Annotated in this window: 23 protein-coding genes; 10 read left to right on the top strand and 13 right to left on the bottom strand. The window is 71.3% G+C overall.

The genetic code is table 11. The features are described from left to right. Window positions 1–3: 3 nt before the first annotated feature. Window positions 4–210 carry a hypothetical protein gene (locus ACQPZA_RS17065; RefSeq protein ID WP_169396135.1) on the top strand — a complete coding sequence of 69 codons (207 nt, stop codon included), beginning with the start codon at window positions 4–6 and terminating at the stop codon, window positions 208–210. Between the two features lie 266 nt (window positions 211–476). After that, window positions 477–1,655: a L,D-transpeptidase gene (locus ACQPZA_RS17060; RefSeq protein ID WP_433282197.1), complete on the top strand. Its 1,179-nt coding sequence runs from the start codon at window positions 477–479 to the stop codon at window positions 1,653–1,655. A 26-nt stretch (window positions 1,656–1,681) separates the two neighbouring features. On the opposite strand, the gene ACQPZA_RS17055 is transcribed toward ACQPZA_RS17060, so the two are convergent. From ACQPZA_RS17055 to ACQPZA_RS17005, 11 genes are all read right to left on the bottom strand, one after another. Next, on the bottom strand, window positions 1,682–2,470 hold the full coding sequence (locus ACQPZA_RS17055; RefSeq protein WP_433282195.1) for an IclR family transcriptional regulator: 789 nt from the start codon (window positions 2,468–2,470) through the stop codon (window positions 1,682–1,684). A 71-nt stretch (window positions 2,471–2,541) separates the two neighbouring features. Continuing rightward, window positions 2,542–3,330 carry an SDR family NAD(P)-dependent oxidoreductase gene (locus ACQPZA_RS17050; protein ID WP_169396137.1) on the bottom strand — a complete coding sequence of 263 codons (789 nt, stop codon included), beginning with the start codon at window positions 3,328–3,330 and terminating at the stop codon, window positions 2,542–2,544. Next, window positions 3,327–4,232, bottom strand: a complete 906-nt coding sequence (locus ACQPZA_RS17045; RefSeq protein WP_433282192.1) for an amidohydrolase family protein — start codon at window positions 4,230–4,232, stop codon at window positions 3,327–3,329. Before ACQPZA_RS17045 ends, ACQPZA_RS17050 begins: the two co-directional genes overlap by 4 nt. Continuing rightward, window positions 4,229–4,975 (bottom strand): alpha/beta fold hydrolase, encoded by a 747-nt coding sequence (locus tag ACQPZA_RS17040; protein WP_433282190.1) that lies wholly within the window; start codon window positions 4,973–4,975, stop codon window positions 4,229–4,231. Before ACQPZA_RS17040 ends, ACQPZA_RS17045 begins: the two co-directional genes overlap by 4 nt. A gap of 1 nt (window position 4,976) precedes the next feature. Next, complete coding sequence (locus ACQPZA_RS17035) at window positions 4,977–5,312, bottom strand: hypothetical protein (RefSeq protein WP_433282188.1); 336 nt, start codon at window positions 5,310–5,312, stop codon at window positions 4,977–4,979. Between the two features lie 52 nt (window positions 5,313–5,364). Further along, complete coding sequence (locus tag ACQPZA_RS17030) at window positions 5,365–6,138, bottom strand: SDR family oxidoreductase (RefSeq protein WP_433282187.1); 774 nt, start codon at window positions 6,136–6,138, stop codon at window positions 5,365–5,367. 44 nt (window positions 6,139–6,182) lie between these two features. Continuing rightward, window positions 6,183–7,085 carry a sugar phosphate isomerase/epimerase family protein gene (locus ACQPZA_RS17025; RefSeq protein WP_433282185.1) on the bottom strand — a complete coding sequence of 301 codons (903 nt, stop codon included), beginning with the start codon at window positions 7,083–7,085 and terminating at the stop codon, window positions 6,183–6,185. A gap of 64 nt (window positions 7,086–7,149) precedes the next feature. Beyond that, window positions 7,150–8,187: an alpha-ketoacid dehydrogenase subunit beta gene (locus ACQPZA_RS17020; RefSeq protein ID WP_433282183.1), complete on the bottom strand. Its 1,038-nt coding sequence runs from the start codon at window positions 8,185–8,187 to the stop codon at window positions 7,150–7,152. Next, window positions 8,180–9,166: a thiamine pyrophosphate-dependent dehydrogenase E1 component subunit alpha gene (locus tag ACQPZA_RS17015; protein WP_433282181.1), complete on the bottom strand. Its 987-nt coding sequence runs from the start codon at window positions 9,164–9,166 to the stop codon at window positions 8,180–8,182. Before ACQPZA_RS17015 ends, ACQPZA_RS17020 begins: the two co-directional genes overlap by 8 nt. 17 nt (window positions 9,167–9,183) lie before the next feature. Further along, window positions 9,184–9,990, bottom strand: coding sequence for an SDR family NAD(P)-dependent oxidoreductase (locus ACQPZA_RS17010; protein ID WP_169396145.1), 807 nt, complete (start codon window positions 9,988–9,990; stop codon window positions 9,184–9,186). A gap of 27 nt (window positions 9,991–10,017) precedes the next feature. Continuing rightward, window positions 10,018–10,536 carry a 2,4'-dihydroxyacetophenone dioxygenase family protein gene (locus tag ACQPZA_RS17005; protein WP_433282179.1) on the bottom strand — a complete coding sequence of 173 codons (519 nt, stop codon included), beginning with the start codon at window positions 10,534–10,536 and terminating at the stop codon, window positions 10,018–10,020. 139 nt (window positions 10,537–10,675) lie between these two features. Between ACQPZA_RS17005 and ACQPZA_RS17000 the strand changes: the two genes are divergently transcribed. From ACQPZA_RS17000 to ACQPZA_RS16990, 3 genes are all read left to right on the top strand, one after another. Continuing rightward, window positions 10,676–11,260, top strand: a complete 585-nt coding sequence (locus ACQPZA_RS17000) for a carboxymuconolactone decarboxylase family protein (protein WP_433282177.1) — start codon at window positions 10,676–10,678, stop codon at window positions 11,258–11,260. A 178-nt stretch (window positions 11,261–11,438) separates the two neighbouring features. Continuing rightward, on the top strand, window positions 11,439–12,764 hold the full coding sequence (locus ACQPZA_RS16995; RefSeq protein WP_433282175.1) for an MFS transporter: 1,326 nt from the start codon (window positions 11,439–11,441) through the stop codon (window positions 12,762–12,764). 35 nt (window positions 12,765–12,799) lie between these two features. Continuing rightward, the gene (locus tag ACQPZA_RS16990) at window positions 12,800–13,591 is read left to right on the top strand and encodes an HAD-IIA family hydrolase (RefSeq protein ID WP_433282173.1); all 792 of its coding nucleotides are present in this window, start codon (window positions 12,800–12,802) and stop codon (window positions 13,589–13,591) included. A gap of 119 nt (window positions 13,592–13,710) precedes the next feature. On the opposite strand, the gene ACQPZA_RS16985 is transcribed toward ACQPZA_RS16990, so the two are convergent. Further along, the gene (locus tag ACQPZA_RS16985) at window positions 13,711–15,141 is read right to left on the bottom strand and encodes an amidohydrolase family protein (protein ID WP_433282171.1); all 1,431 of its coding nucleotides are present in this window, start codon (window positions 15,139–15,141) and stop codon (window positions 13,711–13,713) included. 15 nt (window positions 15,142–15,156) lie between these two features. Here ACQPZA_RS16985 and ACQPZA_RS16980 point away from each other — a divergent pair, with 15 nt between their 5' ends. From ACQPZA_RS16980 to ACQPZA_RS16960, 5 genes are read left to right on the top strand one after another with little or no spacing between them, the layout of a single operon-like run. Further along, entirely contained in the window at window positions 15,157–16,926 is a 1,770-nt protein-coding gene (locus ACQPZA_RS16980; RefSeq protein WP_433282169.1) for a sensor histidine kinase, read from the top strand. After that, on the top strand, window positions 16,923–17,336 hold the full coding sequence (locus tag ACQPZA_RS16975; RefSeq protein ID WP_433282167.1) for a roadblock/LC7 domain-containing protein: 414 nt from the start codon (window positions 16,923–16,925) through the stop codon (window positions 17,334–17,336). The genes ACQPZA_RS16980 and ACQPZA_RS16975 overlap by 4 nt, the downstream gene beginning before the upstream one ends. Before the next feature lie 3 nt (window positions 17,337–17,339). Beyond that, on the top strand, window positions 17,340–17,735 hold the full coding sequence (locus ACQPZA_RS16970; protein WP_433282165.1) for a DUF742 domain-containing protein: 396 nt from the start codon (window positions 17,340–17,342) through the stop codon (window positions 17,733–17,735). A gap of 19 nt (window positions 17,736–17,754) precedes the next feature. Beyond that, window positions 17,755–18,336, top strand: coding sequence for a GTP-binding protein (locus ACQPZA_RS16965; protein ID WP_433282163.1), 582 nt, complete (start codon window positions 17,755–17,757; stop codon window positions 18,334–18,336). Beyond that, window positions 18,333–18,929: a GAF domain-containing protein gene (locus ACQPZA_RS16960; protein WP_433282162.1), complete on the top strand. Its 597-nt coding sequence runs from the start codon at window positions 18,333–18,335 to the stop codon at window positions 18,927–18,929. Before ACQPZA_RS16965 ends, ACQPZA_RS16960 begins: the two co-directional genes overlap by 4 nt. Here ACQPZA_RS16960 and ACQPZA_RS16955 read toward each other — a convergent pair. After that, window positions 18,915–20,165, bottom strand: a complete 1,251-nt coding sequence (locus tag ACQPZA_RS16955) for an acyl-CoA dehydrogenase family protein (RefSeq protein WP_433282159.1) — start codon at window positions 20,163–20,165, stop codon at window positions 18,915–18,917. The two genes, ACQPZA_RS16960 and ACQPZA_RS16955, sit on opposite strands and share 15 nt — an antisense overlap. Between the last annotated feature and the right edge of the window lie 690 nt (window positions 20,166–20,855).

Raw genomic sequence — 20,855 nt, 5'->3', positions numbered from 1 at the left:
GCCGTGACCACACCGTCTCCCCCGCCCCGGCTGGTGCTGCGCAACGAGTTCGCCACCGTCGAGGTCCTGCTCGACGAGACCGCCAACGGGCCGCGGCTGCTCGTGCGCGACCTCGAGACCGGCCGGCAGGTCCACCTCGACGCCCTCGAGGTGGAGAGCCTCACACGGATGACCCACGACGACTTCGCCGAGCGGGTCCGCCCCGTCTGACCCACGAATACAAACCACCGCACACACCTGACGGCCACCGCGCATACGTCAGGACGTGTGCACGGTGGCCCCGAAGTGTGCACGGTGGCCGGAAACGGCGACGCTGCGCGAGGAACCCTGGGCCGCCCGAGTGGGACCGTTATTCACCTTTCCGGGTGTCATTCGCCAGTCGGCGGCCGCGCGAACGAAACGATATCCTGAGCTCATTGCCCCGGACCCGTGCAATTGTTCTGATTATTCAGGCGAATCGGCTGCGGGGAGAAACGGTGGTCAGGCCCGAACCGGATCGTGGACGACGGCGCGCGGTGGCCGTGCTCGTGGCGATCGGCGTGCTGATCGTCGCGGCCGGGTCGGCCGTCACCTTCCGCGGCCCGGTCGCCCCCGTCCCCGCCGCCCCACAGGTACTGCTCGCCCCGGGCGACGGGGCCACCGGCGTGGTACCCGCGGCACCGATCCACGTCGAAGCCCGCGGCGGCACGCTGACGGACGTCACCCTCACCGCCGACGACGGCACGTCGATCCCCGGCACGCTGTCCCGGGACGGCCGCACCTGGACGGCGTCGGCGGCCCCCGCCTACGCCACCACCTACCGCTTCGCCGGCAGCGCCACCAACGACGGCGGGACCGTCCCGGTCACGGGCAGCTTCACCGCCGTCGACCCGGACCAGCTGGTCCGGGCCTCCACGAGCATCGGCGACGGCGCGGTGGTCGGGATCGCCGCCCCGATCGACATCCGCTTCGACCGGCCCATCGCCGTGGCCGACCGGGCGGGCATCGAACGTCGTCTGAAGGTGCGCACGACCGTGCCGGTCGAGGGTGCGTGGGCGTGGCTGCCCGACAGCGACCGGGGCTCGCGCGTGCACTGGCGGCCGGCCACCTACTGGCCCTCCGGCACGGGGGTCACCGTCGAGGTCGGTCTCTACGGGCGTGACCTCGGGGCGGCGGGGTTCGGCGCAGCCGACCTCAGCAGCACGTTCACCATCGGCCGCTCCCAGATCGTGCGCGCCGACGTCAGGTCACACCGGATGGTCGTCATCCGCGACGGCAAGCAAGTGGCCAACATGCCCGCCACGTTCGGGCTGGAGTCCGACCGGCGGCGGGTCACCCGCGGCGGCACGCACATCGTGATGGGCAAGTCCCCCACCGTTCTCATGTCGGCGTTCGACTACGTGGACGTCCCCATGCACTGGGCCGTCCGGATCTCCAACAACGGCGAGTTCATCCACGCCAACCCCGCGTCGAGCTACGCCCACGGCAGGCAGAACGTCACCCATGGCTGCGTGAACCTCTCCACGGCGAATGCGCGCTCCTACTACGACTCGGTTCTCTACGGTGATCCGGTCGAGGTCACCGGAAGCTCCGTTCCGCTCTCCGCCGCGGACGGTGACATCTATGACTGGACCATTCCCTGGGACGAGTGGAAGACCATGTCGGCGCGGCCCTGATTCGACCGTTGCGGCGTTTCCCGGTGTCAGGCGGGACCGGCCGGGCCCTCCTGCACCGGCGCCGCCGGCATGCCGACGGCCTCGCGCAGGCACCCCAGATAGCGCGCCTTCTCCCGGCGGTAGCGCTCGACCGGCGCCGAGATCGTGTAGCAGCCCAGCAGGATCCCGTTGCTCCAGATCGGCGCCGCGATGCAGGCGACGCCGGGTGAGAACTCCTCGACGTCGGTGGCGTAGCCGTTCCTCGCCACCAGTGCGAGCTCCCGGGCGAAGACGGCCGGATCGGTGATCGTCTTCTCGGTGACGCTCTCCAGCGGGTGCATCGCGAGGTAGCGGTCGCGGTCGGCGGCCTCGGCGAACGCGAGCAGCACCTTGCCCGACGCTCTGGCGTTGGCGGCCCCGCGGTAGCCCGGCCGCAGGTTCGTGACCTGCACGGCATGGGTCCCGGCCAGGTGCGTGAGCACCACGGGGTTCCCGCCCCGCCACGCGCTGAGGTAGGCGCTCTCGCCGGTGACCTCGGTGATCCAGCGCAGGGGTGCCAGCAGCTCGGGAGGAGGGACGGTCTGCTGCGCGTAGGCGTGGGACAGCACCTCCATCGCGAACCCGAAGCGGAACTGCTTGCGCTCGTCGCGGGTGAGGAGCTTGGCGTCGACGAGGGTGTTGAGCAGGTGGTACACCGTGGGCACCGACGTGCCGAGCTCCGTGGCCAGCCGCGCGACGGAGCGCTCGTGCTCGGGCAGCGACGCGATGAGCATGAGCAGGTGCGCCGCGCGGGACACCGACTGGATGCGGGTGCCCGTCCGGGCCTCGTCGGTCATGTCGTCCTCATCGTCGCGTCACCTGTGTCGTTGCCGGGCCATCTTCGCCTGGCCGCCCGGCTTGGCCCCGGTCACCGGTCGGGGCTCCTGATCGAGACGCCACCGTCCACGGGCAGGGTCACTCCCGTGACGTACCGGGCCTCGTCGGACACCAGGAACAGCGCCGCGTAGCCGACGTCCCAGCCGGTGCCCTCGACACCCAGCGGGGAGGCGGCCCGCCTGCGGTCGCGCAGGTCCTCGTCCATCCCGGCGGCGTAGACCATCGGGGTGTAGATCGGCCCGGGCGCGATGCAGTTCACCCGGATCCCGGCGGCGGCGTGGTCGATCGCCATCGCGCGCGTCAGTGCGATGACCGCGCCCTTCGCCGCGGTGTAGGGCGTGAGGCCGCGCGGCCGCAGCGCCGAGATCGACGACAGGTTCACGATGGACCCGCCGCCGCCCGCCGCCATCACCGGCACCACCGCGCGGCTCGCCGCCACGATCGTCCCGACATTGACCTTCATCACCACGTCCCAGTCCGCCGCGGTGACGTCGAGGATCGTGCCCGGGCCCTCGATCCCCACGTTGTTGTCGAGGATGTCGATGCGGCCCCAGCGGCCGACCGCGGCGGCGGCCATCGCGGTGCAGTCGTCCTCGGCCGTGAGGTCGGCGGTGTGGGCGACCGCCTCGCCACCCTCGCGGGTGATCATCTCGACGGTGTCCCGGGCGGCGGCCTCGTCGCGGTCGACCACGAGCACGCGGGCGCCGTGGCGCGCGAACAGGACCGCGGCGGCGCGCCCCGTGCCGATCCCGGCCGCCCGCGAGCCCCCGCCCGTGACGATCGCGACCTTGCCCGCGAGCCGCCCCGCATCGGGGTTCACGACAGCCCCATGAGCGACGCCGCCGTGGTGCCCAGCATCTGGTCGACCTCGTCCGGGGTGACCTCGACGCCGTGCCGCTGCGCGATCTCCGGCAGCCGGCGGAACGTCTCGACCCAGGCGTGCAGCGGCATCACCGAGGAGACCCCGGGGCAGTCGCTGCCGAAGACGACCCGGCCCAGGCCCACGCCGCTCTTGATCTCGCCGATGCGCCCGACGAACCGCGCCTCGTCCTCGAGCAGCAGGCCCTGCCACAGCGAGAGCTCGAGGTAGAGGTTCGGCTTCCACCGGGCCATGTCCAGCGCCAGCGGGAACCAGGCCCGCTGCCCGGCATGCAGGATCACGAAGGTGGTGTCCGGGAAGTCGGCGGCGGGCTCGTCGAGGTGGATCGGGCTGGCGTACGTGCTGACCAGCGGCGCCGCCATCGGTCCGGTGTGCACGGCCACCGGCACCCCGCGCTCGCCCGCCAGCGCGTAGAGGGGGCGGCACACCGGGTCGCTCGGGGAGTAGCCGGAGCACGGGTGCAGCTTGAGCCCGCGCGCACCCGCGTCGAGCGCATCCCGGAAGAGCTCGACCGCCCCGGGCCGGCGCGGGTCGATCCCGAAGAACGCGATGAAGTGCTCGGGGTCCTCGCGCGCCAGGTCGGTGGCGAGCCGGTTCTCGGCCTCGATCGAGAGGTCACCCTCCCCGAGGCGCAGCCCGTAGTCGCCCAGCAGCAGGCACGACCGGTCGACGCCGGCCTTGTCCATCTCGGCGCGGATCTCGGCCGCGCGCGACCCGACGTCCTGGACGGGCGCATCGGCGTGCTGGTGCACGCCCCCGACGAGCCCGCGGGCGGCGATCTCGCGGACCGCGGCGTACCGCTCGAAGATCGACCACAGGTGGCGGTGCAGATCGATGATCATCGCCGTGCTCCCTCCGGACGTGCCGGCTCCGCGGCCCACACCAGGTGTTCCCGCACGGCGGCGGCGAACTCCCGCGGCCGTTCCAGGAACGCCATGTGCGGGGCCTCCATCTCGACCAGCCGCGCGACGGGCAGCCGCGCGGCGAGGTCCGTCATGACCTCCATCGGCGTCGACAGGTCGTGGAGGCCCGCGATGCAGGTGGTCGGCACGCGGATCTCCCCCAGCCGGTCGAGGACGTCGTGGGTGCCGATCGCGCGCCAGGTGTCGGCCAGCGCGCCGGCGTCCATGGTGAGCAGCCGGTCCCGCGCGTAGGCGAGCGCCGGCGCGTCCGGGTTCCGCAGCGCCGCGGGCGTGAACCAGCGGGCCATGGTGTCGTCGAGCATGCCCGCCGACCCCCTGGCCTCGGTGGCGTCGGCGCGAGCGGTCATCACGGCCGCGTCGCCGCGCGGGGTGGTGCAGGCCAGCACCAGCGAGCGCACGCGGTCGGGGTGCGCCAGTGCCAGGTGCAGCGCGACCATCCCGCCCAGGGACGCGCCCACGACGTCGAGCGGGCCGGTGCTGTGCCCGACGATCTCGTCGGCCATGTCGGCGAGGGTGAGACCGGGGCGCGCCCTGGCCCGCTCACCGTGCCCGGGGAACGTCACGGCCCGCACCGGTGGCAGGTCCAGCCACCGGACACAGTCGCGGTCCAGCCCGACCGGATGCAGGAACAGCAGGTCGGAGCCGTCAGCGTGCTCGGCCACGTCAGGACGCCCCGCCCGGGATCGTCCGGTAGACGTTGCGCACGTAGGAGGTGAAGTGCGGGCTCACCTTCTTCGTCCACTCCGTGGGCGGCTGCATCGCCCGGTAGGCCTCGCTCTCGAGCACCTCCGGATCCTCCAGCTCGTAGAGCGCGAGGTACTTCGGCTCCCCCTCGACGCTGACGAACCGCCGCCCCGACAGGAAGCCCGGACACCCGCGCCGCTCCGGCAGGTGCTCCTCCTCATACCAGCGGTTGAAGTCCTCCTCATGGGCAGGATCGATGTCGATCATGACGAGCAGCAGGCCGGTGCCCCGGTCGCTCGTGCCCGGTTCGCTCATGATGTGGCTCCTTGCCAGTGCGACGCATCGATCACCGCGACCCGGGTGGCCATCAGATCGACCGGTTGATGCCGCCGTCGACGACGATCGTCTGTCCCGTGACGAACCCGGCCCGCGGGGAGCACAGGAATGCGCAGAGGTCACCGATCTCCTCGGGTCTGCCCAGCCGCCGCACCGGGATGTCCTCGGCGTAGCGGCGCAGCTGCTCGTCGAGGTCGACGCCGGCGCTCGCCGCCGCCTTCCCCTGCAGCTCACGCAGCCGGTCGGTGAGGATCGGCCCGGGTGCGATGTTGTTGACCGTGACGCCGTCGGCGGCGAGGTCGTCGGCCAGTACCTTCGCGAGCACCGTGACCGACGCCCGGTTGGCCTCGGAGAGCACCAGCTGGCTGATGGGCTCCTTGGTGCCGTACCCGGTGAGGTTGACGACCCGGCCCCGGCCCGACTCCCGCAGGTGCGGCAGCGCGGCGCGGGTGAGCCGGACGGCGCTCATGAGCACCCCGTCGTGCGCCGCGTCCCACGCGCCGTCGTCGGCCTCGATGAACCGCAGGGCGGGTGGTGGCCCGCAGTTGACGACCAGTACGTCGAGCCCACCCAGCAGCTCGACGGTGCGCCGGACGAGCTCCTCGAGGTCGGCTGCCGAGCCGAGGTCGGCGGCCACGCTGCCGGCCGCCCCGATCTCGGCGGCCGTGGCCTCGAGCCGGCCCTGGTCGCGCGAGGAGATCACGACCCGCGCGCCCTCGGCGGCGAGGGCGGCGGCGCAGGCCCGGCCGAGCCCCTGGCTCGCGGCGGTGACCAGCGCCCTGCTGCCGGCGAGATCGAGATCCATGGGTGACGTCTTCTCCTTCGGTCGGATGCGGTGAGGGGCGCCCGTCAGGTGACCTGCCCGGCGAGCGGCTGGGCGGTGGCGGGCGCATTGTCGAGGAACGCCTGCAGGAACCGCAGTGACGCGCCGAGACGTTCCCGCTGGTCCGCCACCCCCGGGTGGTTGTCGAGGCCCTCCACCGAGAGCCGGTAGGGCTCGGCGCGGTCGCCCTGCGCCACCAGCACGCCCATCAGCGAGGTCAGGTCGGCCACGCCCTCGCCCGGGTAGCACCACTGCACGTCGAACCCGCGGCGGTGGAACCGGTCCTCGACGTAGCGGGACTCGATGCGGAAGTCCTTGGCGTGACCCGCGGTCGCGAGCGGGGCGAGCCTGCTGATCACGGTCAGCGGGTCCTGCAGCGAGGAGATCGGGTTGATCAGGTCGAGGAAGACGGCGACCCGGTCGCTGCCGACCTCGTCGATGATCTGCACGTACTCGTCGGCCGTGAAGTCCGAGTGGTTCTCGAGCAGGATCTGCACGTCGCCGGGGACCTCGGCGACGGAGCGGCGCAGCGCGTCGATGAGGTAGCGCTGCTCCACCGCGATGCGCTCGGGGAAGGCCAGCAGCTCGTTGCGGTAGAAGCCCGAGGAGACGCGCGCGAACGGACTGCCGATCGCCTCGGCCAGCGCGGCCCAACGCCGGATGCGCTCGACACCCGACTCCACGGTGTCGCCGTTGCCCGCGCGCCCCACGACGTCACCGGACAGTGTGATCCCGAGCCCCAGGTCGCCGGCGAGGCTGCGCAGCGACCTCAGGCCGCCCGCCTCCCGGTCGCGGACATGGACGGCGTTGAGCTGCACGAACGCCGCGCCCAGGTCGGCGACCTCGCGCATGACGTCCTCGAGCGAGATCTCCCCGGTGGCGAGGCGGCAGTGGTAGGAGAGCGTGTCCACGCCCAGAACGATGTGCACGGCCGGTGGTCCCTTCTTCAGGCGTTGCGCTGCGGTCGGTCCGATGCGGGGAGTTGCGGATGCGTCAGGGGCCCAGCACCCACTGCCGCAGCGAGGCCGCGATCCGGTCGCTGCCCGGCAGGAGCTCCGCGACGAGGCTCGGCGCGGCCGGTACCCGGGTGTCGGGCAGGCCCAGGCGCAGCGCCGGGCTGCGCAGCGGCACGCCCGCCCCCGCTACCCGGGCCACCACCTCGGCGCCGAACCCGCCCGTCACGTTCGCCTCGTGCAGGACCGCGAGCCGCCCGGTGCGCCGGACCCGCTCGATCACCTCGTCGGTCGGGAACGGGTTGAGCCACGGCAGCTCCAGCACCTCCAGCGACACACCCTGCTCCGCGAGTGCCGCGGCGGCCTCGAGCGCCCGGGCGGTGAACGCCCCCCAGGTGACCACCGTGGCGTCCGACCCCTCGCGGCGCACCCGCAGGCCGCCCGGCTGCTGCACCGGACCGCCGAGCACGACGTCCTGCTTCGCGGCGTTGTAGAGCGTGCGGTTCTCGATCACGATCGTCGGGTCATCGCTGTACACGGCCGCCACCAGCAGGTCGTACGCGTCCTGCGCGGTCCACGGCATGCACACCCGCAGGCCCGGCACGTGCAGGAAGAACGCCTCCAGGCTCTGGCTGTGCTGCGCGCACGCCCCCGGCGCCGAGCCCTGCTGGGTCCGGATCACCACGGGCGCCCGCAGCTGTCCGCGGCTGACGTAGTGCACGTTGGCCAGCTGGTTGACGATCTGGTCGAACGCCACGAGCGAGAAGTCGACCCACATGATCTCGACGATCGGGCGGCGGCCGAGCATGGCCGCGCCGACGGCCGACCCCAGGATCGCCGACTCGCTGATCGGGGTGTCGAAGACCCGCTCCCCGAACTCGCGCCGCAGCCCGCGGGTGACGCCGAAGACGCCGCCCGGCTTGGCGACGTCCTCGCCGTAGAGCAGCGTGTCCGGCAGCTCGGCGAGGCAGCGGCGCAGTGCGGCGTTGACCGCCTGCCCGTAGGTGAGCTGGGAGGTCGTGGTCGCCGAGGCGGTGGTCGTGGACGGCGTCTCGGAGATCGATGTCGTCTCAGACATAGAGGTGGTCCTTCGCGGTCGCCGGGTCGGCGAGCGGGGCGGCGAGCGCCTCGGCCGCCGCCTGCTCCGTCTCCGCGCGGGCGACGTGCTCCGCGCGCTCGATCTCGGCGTCCGGCGCGCCGGCGGCCCGCGCCTGCGCCGTCAGCCGGACGGTGGGCTCGAGCCTGCGGGCCTCGTCGAGCTCACCGGGCCTGCGGTACTGCTCGGCGTCGCCGATGTAGTGCCCGACGAGCCGCGCGGTCATCGCCTCGACGAGGGTCGGGCCCCCGCCCTCGCGGGCCCGCCGGACGGCGGCACCGAGCCGGTCGCGCACGATCGCGGGGTCGTTGCCGTCGATCCGCTCGCCCGGGATGCCGTAGGCGGCGGCCCGACGGTGCAGGTGGGGGTCGCGCACCATCTCGTCGATCGGGGTGAGCTCGGACCACGTGTTGTTCTCGCAGACGAACACCACCGGCAGGTTCATCGCGGCCGCGAGGTTCATCGCCTCGTGCACCGCGCCCTGGTTCATCGCCCCGTCGCCGAACACCGTGATCGCCACCCGGCCCGAGCCGTCGAAGCGGCCGGCGAGCGCGGCTCCCACCGCGATCGGCGCCCCGGCGCCCACGATGCTGTTCTCCCCGAAGAAGCGGTGCGCGGGCGCGCTGAGGTGCGCCGAGCCGCCGCGGCCGCCGTTGGTCCCGGTCGCCCGGCCGAGCACCTCGGCGAACAGCGCGGCGGGCGGCACCCCGCACGCGAGCGCCCACGAGTGGCCGCGGTAGGTGGCGAAGAGGGCGTCGTCGGGTCCGATGAGCTCCGCGGTGCCCACCGCGACGGCCTCCTGGCCGATCCCGAGGTGGATCGAGCCGACGGCGTCGCCGGCGAGCCGCAGGTCCCGCACCTTCTCCTCGAACACCCGCATCCGCCAGACCTGGTGCAGGTCGTCCAGGATCCGGGACCGGGAGCCGGTCACCCCGTCCGTGGCGGGCGTCTGGTCGCTCATCGTTCGCTCCGTCCGTCTCAGCCGACGGCGAGGCGCTGGCCGCCGTCGACGGCCAGCGCGACACCGGTGATGAACGAGGCCTCGTCCGAGGCCAGGAACAGCGCGGCACGGGCGACGTCCCACGCCGTGCCCATCGTGTTGCGCAGCGGCACGTGCGCGTTGCGCTCGGCGATCACCTGTTCCCGGGTGACGCCGCCGCGCCCGACCCGGTTCTCGATCGCCATCGGCGTGTCCATCAGGCCGGGCAGGATCGCGTTGGCGCGGATGCCGTGGGCCGCGTTGGTGATCGCGATGTGCTCGGTCAGGGTGACGACGCCCGCCTTGGACGTCCGGTAGGCGACGTACGGGTAGTTGATGTCCGCGGCGATCGAGGAGATGTTCGTGATCACGCCGCCGCCCTGCTCACGCATCACGGGGATCGCGTGCTTGCAGGTGAGAACCATGCCCTGCAGGTTGATCGCCGTGATGCGGGCGAACGCATCGGCCTCGATCTCGGTGATCGGGGCGTCCCCTCCGGCGATGCTCACCCCGACGTTGTTGTGCAGGATGTCGATCCGGCCCCACCGTTCGAGGCAGGCCGCGGTCATCGCGGCGATGGCGTCCTCGTCGGTGACGTCCGCCCGCACGGCCACCGCCTCGCCGCCCTCGGCCGCGATCTCCGTGACGGTCTCCTCCGCGGCAGCCAGGTCGCGGTCGGCCGCGAGCACCCTGGCCCCCTCCCTGGCGAGCAGTACCGCGGTGGCGCGCCCGTTGCCCGCGGTCAGGCCGGGGGTCTGCCCCGCGCCGACCACGATCGCCACCTTGCCCGCAACACGCTGACCCATGCCTCGACCCCTTCGTCGAACTCTCGCCTAGCGCATGAACTCCTCGACCCGCTCGGCGCCGAGGCCGACCGCCGCGTAGTGCCGCCGCGCGTTCTCGATCTTGGTGAACACGTCCTCGTACCCGGTGGCCGCGCCGTCGGGGTCGACGTAGACGTAGGTGCCCGTCACGTGGAAGAGCGTGACCATCTCCGCGACGCCGTCGGGCACGACGAGCGTGTGGGTCTCCCCCGGCGGCTCGAAGGCGTAGCTGCCCTCGGTCGCCTCCCAGTCGTGCTCGAGGTAGTGCCAGCGCCCGCGGAGGGTGAACGCGTGCACCGGTCCCGCGTGGCGGTGTCGGGAGAGCACGCCGCTGCGGCGCACCCGCAGCAGGTTCACGAAGTAGCCCTGGCTCGGCGCGAGCAACAGCGGCCGGAACGCGACGTCGGGCGCCTGTGGCACCCACAGCCGCTCGTCGCCGTCGAGGTCGAGCGCACCGGGAACGACCAGGTCGGACACCATGCCGGGCGGCTGCGAGCCGCGGAAGGGAACGAGAGCGTCCTCGCTCATCACGCCCACCTCGATTTCATATTATGAATCGTTGCGGCATTACCTGAACGACGGTAATCATGGGACGCGCATCGCGTCAACATCCCGACCGCACCGCGCACCCGAGTACCCCGCTCACGAACGATGGAGTTCCGCGCCCATGGCTCTCGTGCCCTACCTGTCGGAGTCCGACCTCGCCGAGGAGGACCGGCCCCTGCTGGCCCGCCCGATCAACCTGTTCCGCGCGCTCGCGAACTCGCCCGACGCGCTGCGCACCCACGCGGAGTTCGGCGAGTGGATCCGCCACCGCTGCGAGCTCGACCCGCGACTGCGCGAGCTCGCGATCCTGCAGGTCGGCTACCTCACCGCCAGCCCCTACGAGTGGAGCCACCACATCAAGATCGGGCACGACTTCGGGGTGTCCGACGACGACGTCACCGCGCTCATCGCCGCCACCGCCGGCCGGGAGCACGGGCTCGGCGAGCTGGAGACGGCCGTGCTGGCCGCGGCGAGGGAGATCACCGCGGACACCCGGATGACCGACGAGACCTGGGCCGTCCTGCTCGACCACCTCGGCCGGGCCCGCCTGGTCGACCTCGTCATCGTCATCTCCTTCTACAACGCGGTCATCCGGATCCTCGCCACGCTGCAGATCGACGTGGAGCCCGACTACGAGCGCTACCTCGAGGCGTTCCCGCTGGCCGAGCGGGCGCCCGGCCCTGAAACGGCCAGGAGACCGGGGTAGGCGCGCTCCCGGTGGTCACCGGGTGGCCACCGGCACGACCTTGCCGGTTCTTTGCTTGCTTAGCATCAAGCAATTAATATTGCGTTCCATGCTGCGCTCCCGCCCCGCCACCGCTTCGATCGATCGGGATCGACGAGGGGACGACGAGCCCCTCCCCCGCCGGTGGACCGTGTTCACCGTGATCGCGATCGCCCTGCTCATGGCGTCGATCGACCAGACGTCGGTGGCCACGGCGCTCCCCGCGATCCAGAAGGACCTCGGCGGCTCCCTCGCGTGGAGCAGCTGGACGATCACCGTCTACGCGCTCGGCCAGATCATGTCCATGCCGATCGCCGGCAAGCTCAGCGACCAGTTCGGCCGCAAGACGATCTTCCTGGTCGCCATCACGATGTTCACCCTGACGTCGCTGTGCGCGGGGATGGCGGGCGACATCGCCACCCTCATCGTCGTGCGGGTGTTCCAGGGCCTGGCCGCCGGGGCGATCGTGCCGTCGGCAACGGGCATCGTCGCCGACCAGTTCGGGCGCGACCGCGACCGGGCGATCGGCCTGTTCACCAGCATCTTCCCGATCGGCGCGATCATCGGACCCGTGGTCGGCGGCGTGCTCGTCACCTACACGTCCTGGCGGGCGATCTTCCTGATCAACCTCCCGCTGGGCGTGCTGCTGGTGGTGCTGGTGGCCGTCCTGATCCGCAGGACACCGCGCACCACGGCCGCCCCCATCGACCTGCGGGGGATCGCTCTGCTCTGCGGGCTGCTCCTCTCCACCATGACCGCGATCACCGCGCTCGGCACCCCCGGCAACCTGCGGCTGCAGCTCACCGCGGCCGGGGTGGCCGGCGCCGTGGCAGCCGTGCTCTGCTGGAGGTTCCTGCGGCACGCCCGCCGCGACCCTGCGGCCGTCGTGCCGATGCGGCTCCTGCGCGGCCGCACCTTCGGAACGATGAACACGGTCAACGTGATGTTCGGCGCGGCGGCGCTCGGCTTCGGCACGCTGGTGCCGATCTACGCGGAGAACCGCTACGACATCGCTCCGCTCGCCGCGGGGGGCCTGCTCGCGATCCGGGCGGTCGGGATGATCAGCCTCTCTGGCCTGTCGGTGTTCCTGCTGCGCCGCACCGGGCACCGGATCCTGATGGTCGCCGGCTTCGCCGTGATGACCGTCGGGCTGGTGATGCTGGCGCTGCCGCCGCAGGGCCTCTCCGTGGAGGCGTGGCTCTCGCTCGCCGCAGGCATCACCGGCCTCGGGATGGGCATGGCGGCGCCTGCGAGCAACAACGCGTCGCTGCACCTCGCGCCCCGCGAGATCTCGGCGATCACCGGGCTGCGCGGGATGTTCCGCCAGTCCGGCGCGATCGTCTCGATCTCGATCACGACGGCGCTGCTCTCGGTCAGCGCGCAGCCCGGGATCACCCAGGCCTACGTCTTCGCCGTGTTCGCCGTGATCCTGCTGGCCGCCGTGCCACTCATCCTCTCGATGCCCGACCACCGCGGCAGCTGGTGAGCTCGGACCCGTCTCCCCGCGGGTAACGTGCCGCCATGGACTCCGTGCGCGGCGTGCTGATCGACATCGACGGTGTGCTGACGGTCTCCTGGGAACCTCTGGACGGTGCCGTCGAGGCCGTCACCGCCATCCGGGAGGCCGGGCTGCCGCTCGCGCTGGTCACCAACACCACGTCGCGAACCAGGCGCCGGATCGCCGACACCCTCACCGGGGCCGGCTTCCCGATCGGCCCGGACGACGTGCTCACCGCACCCGCCGCCACGGCGGCCCACCTGCGGGAGCACCGGCCCGACGCCGCGTGCCTGCTGCTGAACAGCGGGGACGTCACCGAGGACCTCGAGGGCGTGCGCCTGGTACACGGCCCCGACGCGCGGCCCGACGTCGTCGTGGTGGGTGGGGCCGGGCCCGAGTTCGGCTACGAGGCGCTCAACGACGTGTTCGGCCACCTGCAGCGGGGCGCCGAGCTGCTCGCCATGCACCACAACCTCTTCTGGCGCACCGATGCCGGGTTGCAGCTCGACAGCGGCGCCTTCCTGCTGGGGCTGGAGCAGGCGGCAGGCACCGAGGCGGTGGTGCTCGGCAAGCCCGCCGCGGAGTTCTTCGCCGCGGCACTGCACAGCCTGGGCATCCCCGCGGCGGCGGCGGTGATGATCGGCGACGACGTGGAGTCCGACGTGCTCGGCGCGCAGGACCACGGCCTCACTGGCGTGCTGGTGCGCACCGGGAAGTTCCGCCCGGACGCGGAGGACGGTGTCGGCGGGCACCGCCCGCAGCACGTCCTCGACTCGATCGCCGACGTGCCCGCGCTGCTCGGCCTCGGCCGGTAGCCGCCGGCTGGGGAACGCAGGGGCGGCCCCGACATCGACGGCAGAGTGGCCGCGCACCCGTCCCCACCACTCCCCCGCTCGCCGCTACAACCTGGGGCAGGCCCGGGCCGGATCGACGGTCACGGCCGGGCGTCCGGCACCTGCCGGGCGGGGTCCAGGGCGGGGTGCATCCCCGCCTCGCGGGCGGCCCGGGTGATCCGGTCGTGCAGCGCGTCGTCGACGTCCGCCGCGAGCGGGCCGGTGCACCGCCCGTCCTCGCTCACCAGCCGGCCGCCCACGTAGACCTGCTTCAGGTTGCGCAGCCCGCACGCCATCACGTACGTGGCGTAGACGTCCCAGACCGGACCCGTGCCGGGCGCGCGGTGGTCGACGACCACGAAGTCGGCGAACTTGCCGATCTCCAGGCTCCCGACCCGGTCGGCCACGCCGAGCACCTCGGCCGATCCCAGCGTGTGCATCCGCAGCACCTCCCTCGGCATCAGCACGGAAGCATCGGTGTGCAGCGCGCGCATCGTGTACATGCCCAGGCGCATGTTGCCGAACGGGTCGGACTGGTCCGTGCACGACTGGTCGTCGAGCCCCATGCCGATCCGCATCCCGGCGCGGGCGAACCGCACGACGTCGGCGATGCCGGATCCCAGCCGGCCGTTCGAGGTCGCCTGCCAGACCATCCCGCAACCCGCCTCGGCCGCCGCCGTCACCATCTCGTCGGTGGGATGCACGAAGTGGCCGAGCAGGAGGGCGGGCCCGAGCACCCCGGCGTCGGTGTACCAGGCGAACTTCGCGCGCTGGACCTCGACGTCCTGTGCGGTCTCGAGGAAGTGCGCCTGGTTGCCGATCCCGTGCTCCCGCATCACCTGGGCCTCGATCTCGGCGGTGCGGGGCGACGCCGCCCACTGGACGGCACCGAAGACCGAGGCCCCGAGGTGCTGGTCGGCGGGGGTGCGCTCCGCGCAGGCCGCGACCATTTCCGCGAAGGTCCCGAGCACCTGGGTCTCGGGCGCGGCCTCGTCGTCGAGCCGGATCGCGGTCATCACGCGGAGCCCGGTGTCGGCCGCCCCGTCGAACTGGCGGGTGAGGTACTCGGGCGGGTGCACGGTGCCCACGGTGCTCCGCGCGGTGGCCGGGTCGAAGACCCAGCTCACCCGGGACTGGGTGAAGTTGTAGGCGCTCGTGATGCCGCACGCGAGGAAGTCCAGCGCCCCGTGCGCCGTCGACCAGTACATCGCCTCGGCGTCCGCGTGCCGGAAGACCTCCGACATCGCCTGCAGCCAGGGGTAGAGCGTGGAACCCGGGGCGATCCCGCGCAGGCCAGAGGTGAACAGGTGCGAGTGCGCGGAGACGAACCCCGGGGCGACGATCGCGCCGCCGGCGTCCACCACCGTGGCGGCGGGGCCGTCGGCGGCCTCCGGGGGCGGGCTGCCCGGCCCGATCCCGCTGATCCGGCCGGACTCGTCGACGCGCATCCAGCCGACGAACCAGTCGGGGGCACCCGGCGCGGCATCGGCCATCGGCAGGAGGACGGCGTTGACGAGAGTGAGAGCGGGCATGCCTCCCATCATCCGGTGGAAGGTCGGACGCCTCCCCGGACATTGCGAAACACTGCTGCAGTAAGATCATCACCTGCGGAGTCGAGCAGCGGACGCGGTGCTCGGTGCGCGTCCATTTTCCCTGCTGACCTGCTCCGGTCAGGAAAGGACCAGATGTCGTCGCCTGCCCCGCACAGTCCCGACAGCACCTCCCGCCGGCGCGACGATCTCGATAAGCACGCGTCGCCCGAAGCAGGTGCGCAGGCTGCCACCGATGACGGATTCAGAAAAGCACGCTCCACCTTGCTGGCGATCGGCACGGTATCGGCGGCCGTACTGACCATAGGTGGCGCCGCGGGCATTTTCGCCATCACGAACGGCGATGTCGCGCCCGCCACCATGGCCGGCATCGTCGTCGCCGCGAGCGTGGTCGTCGTCCTCGTGACGGTGGCCGGTGCCGTGATGACCGTCCACCGGACGCTCACGGCACCGGCCGTTGTCGAGCGGCGTCCCGAGGCCGAGCGTCGTCAGGACGTTCCCGCTCCGGAACCGCGGCCTGCCGACCCGACAGCCGGCGGCATCGCGCCGCCGGCGCCTCCCGGCCCGCCGCCACGGGAGCTGCCTCAGGAGCAGTCGCAGAGCCCGGAGGTGTTCAGCAGGATCGCCGGACGCCTGCAGGCCAAGGTGTCCAGGGCGTTCGTCGACCTCGATGCGCTGGAACGGCGGATCGAGGACCCGGAGCTCCTGGCCACGGTCTTCCGGCTGGACCACCTCATCACGCGCATCCGGCGGGAGGTGGAGAACCTCTCGGTGCTGGGCGGCGACGCTCCGCAGCCCCGCTCGAGCCAGCCTGCCGAGGTCAACCAGGTGCTGCGCCTCGCTGTCGCGTCCACCGAGGACTACCAGCGGATCACCACGTTCCCGGTTCGCGGGATCAAGATGCACGGGCATGTCGTCGCCGGCCTGATCAACCTCCTCGCGGAGCTCCTGGACAACGCGACGGCGTTCACCCCGCCGCACGCCCCGAAGATCGCGCTCACCGCGTCCCGCGTCGCGGCGGGCCTCGCGATCGAGGTGCACGACCGCGGGATCGGCATGGCCCCCGAGGACATCGAGCGGGTGAACCGCCTGCTGGCCGGCTACACCGACGTCGACCTGCACCAGCTGCTGGACGAGGGCCGCATCGGTTTCGCAGTGGTCAACAGGCTCGCACCGCGGCACAACATCAGGGTGCAGCTGCGGTCCAACATCTTCGGCGGGATCGATGCCGCCGTGGTCATCCCCCACAACCTGCTGACCGAGTCGGGGGACCTCTACACAGCCCCGCACACGGAAGGTCAGACCCGTCTCGAGCCAGGCATGAACCGGGGTGCCGCGCGGGTACCGGTGCGCGCCCACGCCCAACCCGCGCCGCCGGACTGGCCGTGGCCCGCTCCCGGCAACCCCGCCGGGGGGTCGACGGACGTGCTGACGAACACCCGTCGCGCCATGCCGGGCCCGGCGGCGCCGGACGGCACCGGACCATCGTCGTTCCCACGATCCCCAGCGGAGACCGACAACGGCCACGGCGGTCTTCGCCCGGTTCCGATGGCGTCCGACGCAGTGCCGTCCGCGGGAAAGGCGGCGCCCCCGCCGGCGAACCGTCCGCCGCTCCCCCAGCGGGGTTCGGAGACCTACCTTCGGCCCGAACTGCGCCAGCCCCCGCAGGTCGCCAGGATCATCCCCGGCCACAATCCCGATCTCCTGACCGACGTCATGCGTGGACGCGAGGATGCCGAAATCGACAACAACGACGGGGGTCAATGATGGATGATCTCAACTTTCTTCTCGACGACCTCGTCAGGACCGTTCCCTACACCAAGTGTGCGGTGCTGCTCTCGGTCGACGGCATCAAGACCCATTGGAGCGGAACGAGCGCCGACGACGCCGACATCCTGGCCGCCATGTCCTCCGGGATGATCTCGCTCGCGCACCAGGTGGGGGCGAAGTTCGGGGGACATCAGGACAGCGGGGTCCGGCAGGTCATCACCGAGCTCAGCGGCCTCTACCTGTTCGTCACGGCCGCGGCAGGCGGCACGGTGCTGGCGGTGCTGGCGGGCCGCGAGGTGAACACCGGAGCCATCAGCTTCGAGATGACGAAACTGTGCAAGCGAGTGCCCACGCGCATCGCGACTCCCACCCGCCAGCGTCCCGCCTCCGGTAGTGGGATTCGTTGAGAGATGGTCGAAGGCGGCAGGGACCCGGACCTCGAAACCGACGTACTTCCCCGCACACGAAAGGACGCCGACCCATGGCGGGCGCGGCCGTTCACCGTCACCAACGGCAGAACTGAGCCGAGCACGACCATTGATCTCATGACCTTGGTCATGGTGTCGGACGAGGCGGCCATGTCCTCCGACTGGCTCGGCATCGACCACGCCCCGGTGTTCGACCTCTGCCGAACGGCCATCTCGGTCGCCGAGGTCGCCGCACGCATCGGACTCCCGATCACGGTCACGAAGATCCTGCTGGCCGATCTCCTCGAGATGGGCGTTCTCATCATGAGGGCGCCTGCGTCCTTCATCACCGACCTGACGACCCTGGAGGCGGTTCGCGATGGTCTCCGCGCCCTCTGACCACCGTTTTCCCGTCCAGATGAAAATCCTCGTCGCCGGCGGGTTCGGCGTCGGGAAGACCACCTTCGTGGGCGCCGTCAGCGAGATCCCGCCGCTGACCACGGAAGAACATCTGACCACCCTCAGCGTCGGGACCGACCGGCTCACGGGCATCGAGAACAAGACGACGACCACCGTGGCCATGGACTTCGGCCGCCTCACGCTGCACAACAACATCAAGCTCTACATGTTCGGGACACCGGGCCAGGACCGGTTCTGGTTCATGTGGGACGAACTGTGCCGGGGCACCCTCGGTGCCGTCGTGCTCGTGGACACCCGACGGCTCACGGACTGCTTTCCCGCCATCGAGTTCTTCGAGTCCCGCAGCATCCCCTTCCTGGTCGCCATCAACGAGTTCGACGGAGCGTTCCAGTACGACGCCGACGAGGTGCGGGCAGCGCTGAACCTCCAGCCGATCGTCCCGATCGTGCATTGCGATGCCCGCAGTTCCGCTTCCGCCAAGGGAGTGCTCGTCTCATTGCTCGACGCAGTGATTGCACATGCCCGGACCGACGCCGCAGTGCGCGCCCACCCGACCCCCACGGCCAGGAGTACGTCATGACCTACGACCCCCCAGGCAGCTCGGCCGACCCGATCGACAGCCGGTTCGTCGGCGCTCCGTACGACCCGGCCGCGGTCGCGCGGGTGCAGCGGCTGCGCGCGCTCGGCATCGGCACCACCCCGGACGCCGAGTTCAACAAGATCGCCGCCAAGATCGCGCATGCCGCGGGCACGCCGTACGCCATGGTGAACTTCGTCCTCGACACGCACCAGTACTTCGCCGGGCTCTACGAAGCCCCGTCCGCGGGGACCGGCACGTTGGAGGCCGCACAGGCGGCAGCCCAGGGCAGTGTCGGAAGGACGATGGACCTCGACCACGGTTTCTGCCCCCACGTGGTCGACATCAAGCACGCACTGGTGCTCGACGACGTGTGCGCCTGGCCGAGGTTCGCCGGCAACCCGGTGGTCGACGAGCTGGGGATCCGCTCCTACATCGGAGCGCCGGTGTTCGACCGTGCCGGAGTGGTTCTCGGCACGGTGTGCGCCGTGTCCACCCGGACGAGCGCGTGGGGCTCGCCGGGTGTGGAGCTGATCAAGTCCATGGCCGTCGAGGTCATGGACCTGATCAACCGACGTGAGCTAGGCGGCTCGTAGCGCCGCGCTACTGGCTCTGAGCTCGCTGGCCAGGAGCTCCGACCACTCGCTCCGGTGTGATGTCGTCTGCAGGGCCACCTCGGCGAGCCGCAAGCGCTGGACGTCCGAGGTGCCGGCCGGGGCGTAGATGTGGTACGCGTCACGGACCAGGCGCTCGAGCCGGCGGTCGGCCGACAGCCCGTGCGCGGCGTGTACCTCCATCGCGGTGCGTGCGGAGTCCAGCGACAGCTCGACGTTCTGCAGCTTCGCGTTCATGAGGTAGGCGTCGCAGGGCACTCCCTCGTCGAGCAGATGCGACGCGTGGTACGCGAGTACCCGGGCCGTCATGAGGGACGCCTGCATCGCGCCGAGCTTCTGCCGGACGGTGGGCTCGTTGCTCAGGGCGACCTCACCGTGCCAGCGGTTGGCGACGAACTGCAGCGTCTCCTCGAGCAGAGCCTGGTGGATGCCCAGCGACACCGCGGCGAGGTTCAACCGGCCGTACAGGACGCTCGACGAGTAGGCCACGCTGAGCCCCTCGCCCTCGGCTCCCAGCCGATTGGCGGCCGGGATCCGGCAGTTCTCGAAGATCAGCTCCCCGAAGCTGAATCCGTTGAGGCCCATGGTGGGGCGGTAGTCACTGAGGTGGAAGCCGGGGCGGTCGGCTTCCACGAGGAAAGCACTGAGCCCGCGGGATCCCGGCCCGGTACGGGCTACGACGCCGTGGAGGTGGCCGATGTGGCTGTTGCCCACGAACACCTTGCGGCCGTTGAGGACGTACTCGTCCCCCTCTCGGCGCGCCGAGCTCGTCATGCCGAGCACGTGACCGCCGGAGGACTGCTCGGTGACGGCGATCGTGGGCAGGTAGTGGCCGGCCGCGACGCCCGGCAGCCACCGGCGCTTCTGCTCTTCGGTGCCGAAGTGCAGGATCTTCGCGACACCCAGCATCGAGGCCTGGGCCATCGCTCCGAGCGCGCCGGAGACCCGGGACAGCTCCTCGATGATGATCGTCTTCGCCAGGTGGCCGAGACCCATTCCTCCGTACCGGGGTCCGATCGTCACCCCGATCCAGCCCTGCCGTGCAATTTCCCTGGCGAGCTCGACCTCCACGGATCGAGAAGCCTCCATGCCGGCGACTCGGGGTTCGACCACCGATTCGGCGAACGCCCGGACTTTCTCTCGGAGTTGGTCGTGGCGTTTGGTTGTGAACGCAGAACTAACCTGTGTGCGCTCGGACGTCACCTGACGGCTCCCCATTCTGTGACCGGCCCAGCACGTGCTACCCGAATTTCCAGCGGCGCCTTGATCTTGCCATCTGCTGCCTGGTGACGCAACGAGTCCGATCATGAGCGACCCGCTACCGGCCCTCCATCCTGCAGGTGGAGGACCCGACCGCCGTCCACTCGGCGCCCTATTCGCAGGATGTCGTGACATGTTTCATCCGGGTCGGCACCCGCCTCGCCGCGCGCTGCGCAGCGACCGGACCTGGTGCCGTCGGCAACCGACCGACTCACAGCCGACACACAGCCGGGACTCCCGGGTTCACCATTACTCTGCGTTTTCCCCGTACTGTTCCGCCCCGCCGGACCGCACTCTCGATTGAATTCGAACCGGCCCTCGATAATCGACAGCCGGAATTCGTCCGTCGGACAGCGGGCAGGAGACCGCGGCGGGCCGGCTGCCGATCACTCCGCGCGCCGACGGCGCCCGCGACCGCGCTGATCTGCAGTCCTCGGGCACGGCACGGCCGACGCAGGGCTCGGGCCCCCGCAGCCGGCCCCTGCCCGCTGATCCGTCGTGACACTTGTGGGTGACCGATATCGATCGTCGTGCTGGCGTTATCCCTATCAGCGATGATCATGTCACAGAGGGTAAGCACATGTGTGATCGCGGAGGGCGCCGTTCGGGTGGCAGAAGCCCGAGACGTGACAGGCGGTGGTGCCGACG

Source organism: Pseudonocardia xinjiangensis (genome assembly GCF_050948425.1).
In the GTDB taxonomy this organism is placed as follows: domain Bacteria; phylum Actinomycetota; class Actinomycetes; order Mycobacteriales; family Pseudonocardiaceae; genus Pseudonocardia; species Pseudonocardia xinjiangensis.
This window is presented reverse-complemented; position numbering and strand designations above follow the sequence as displayed.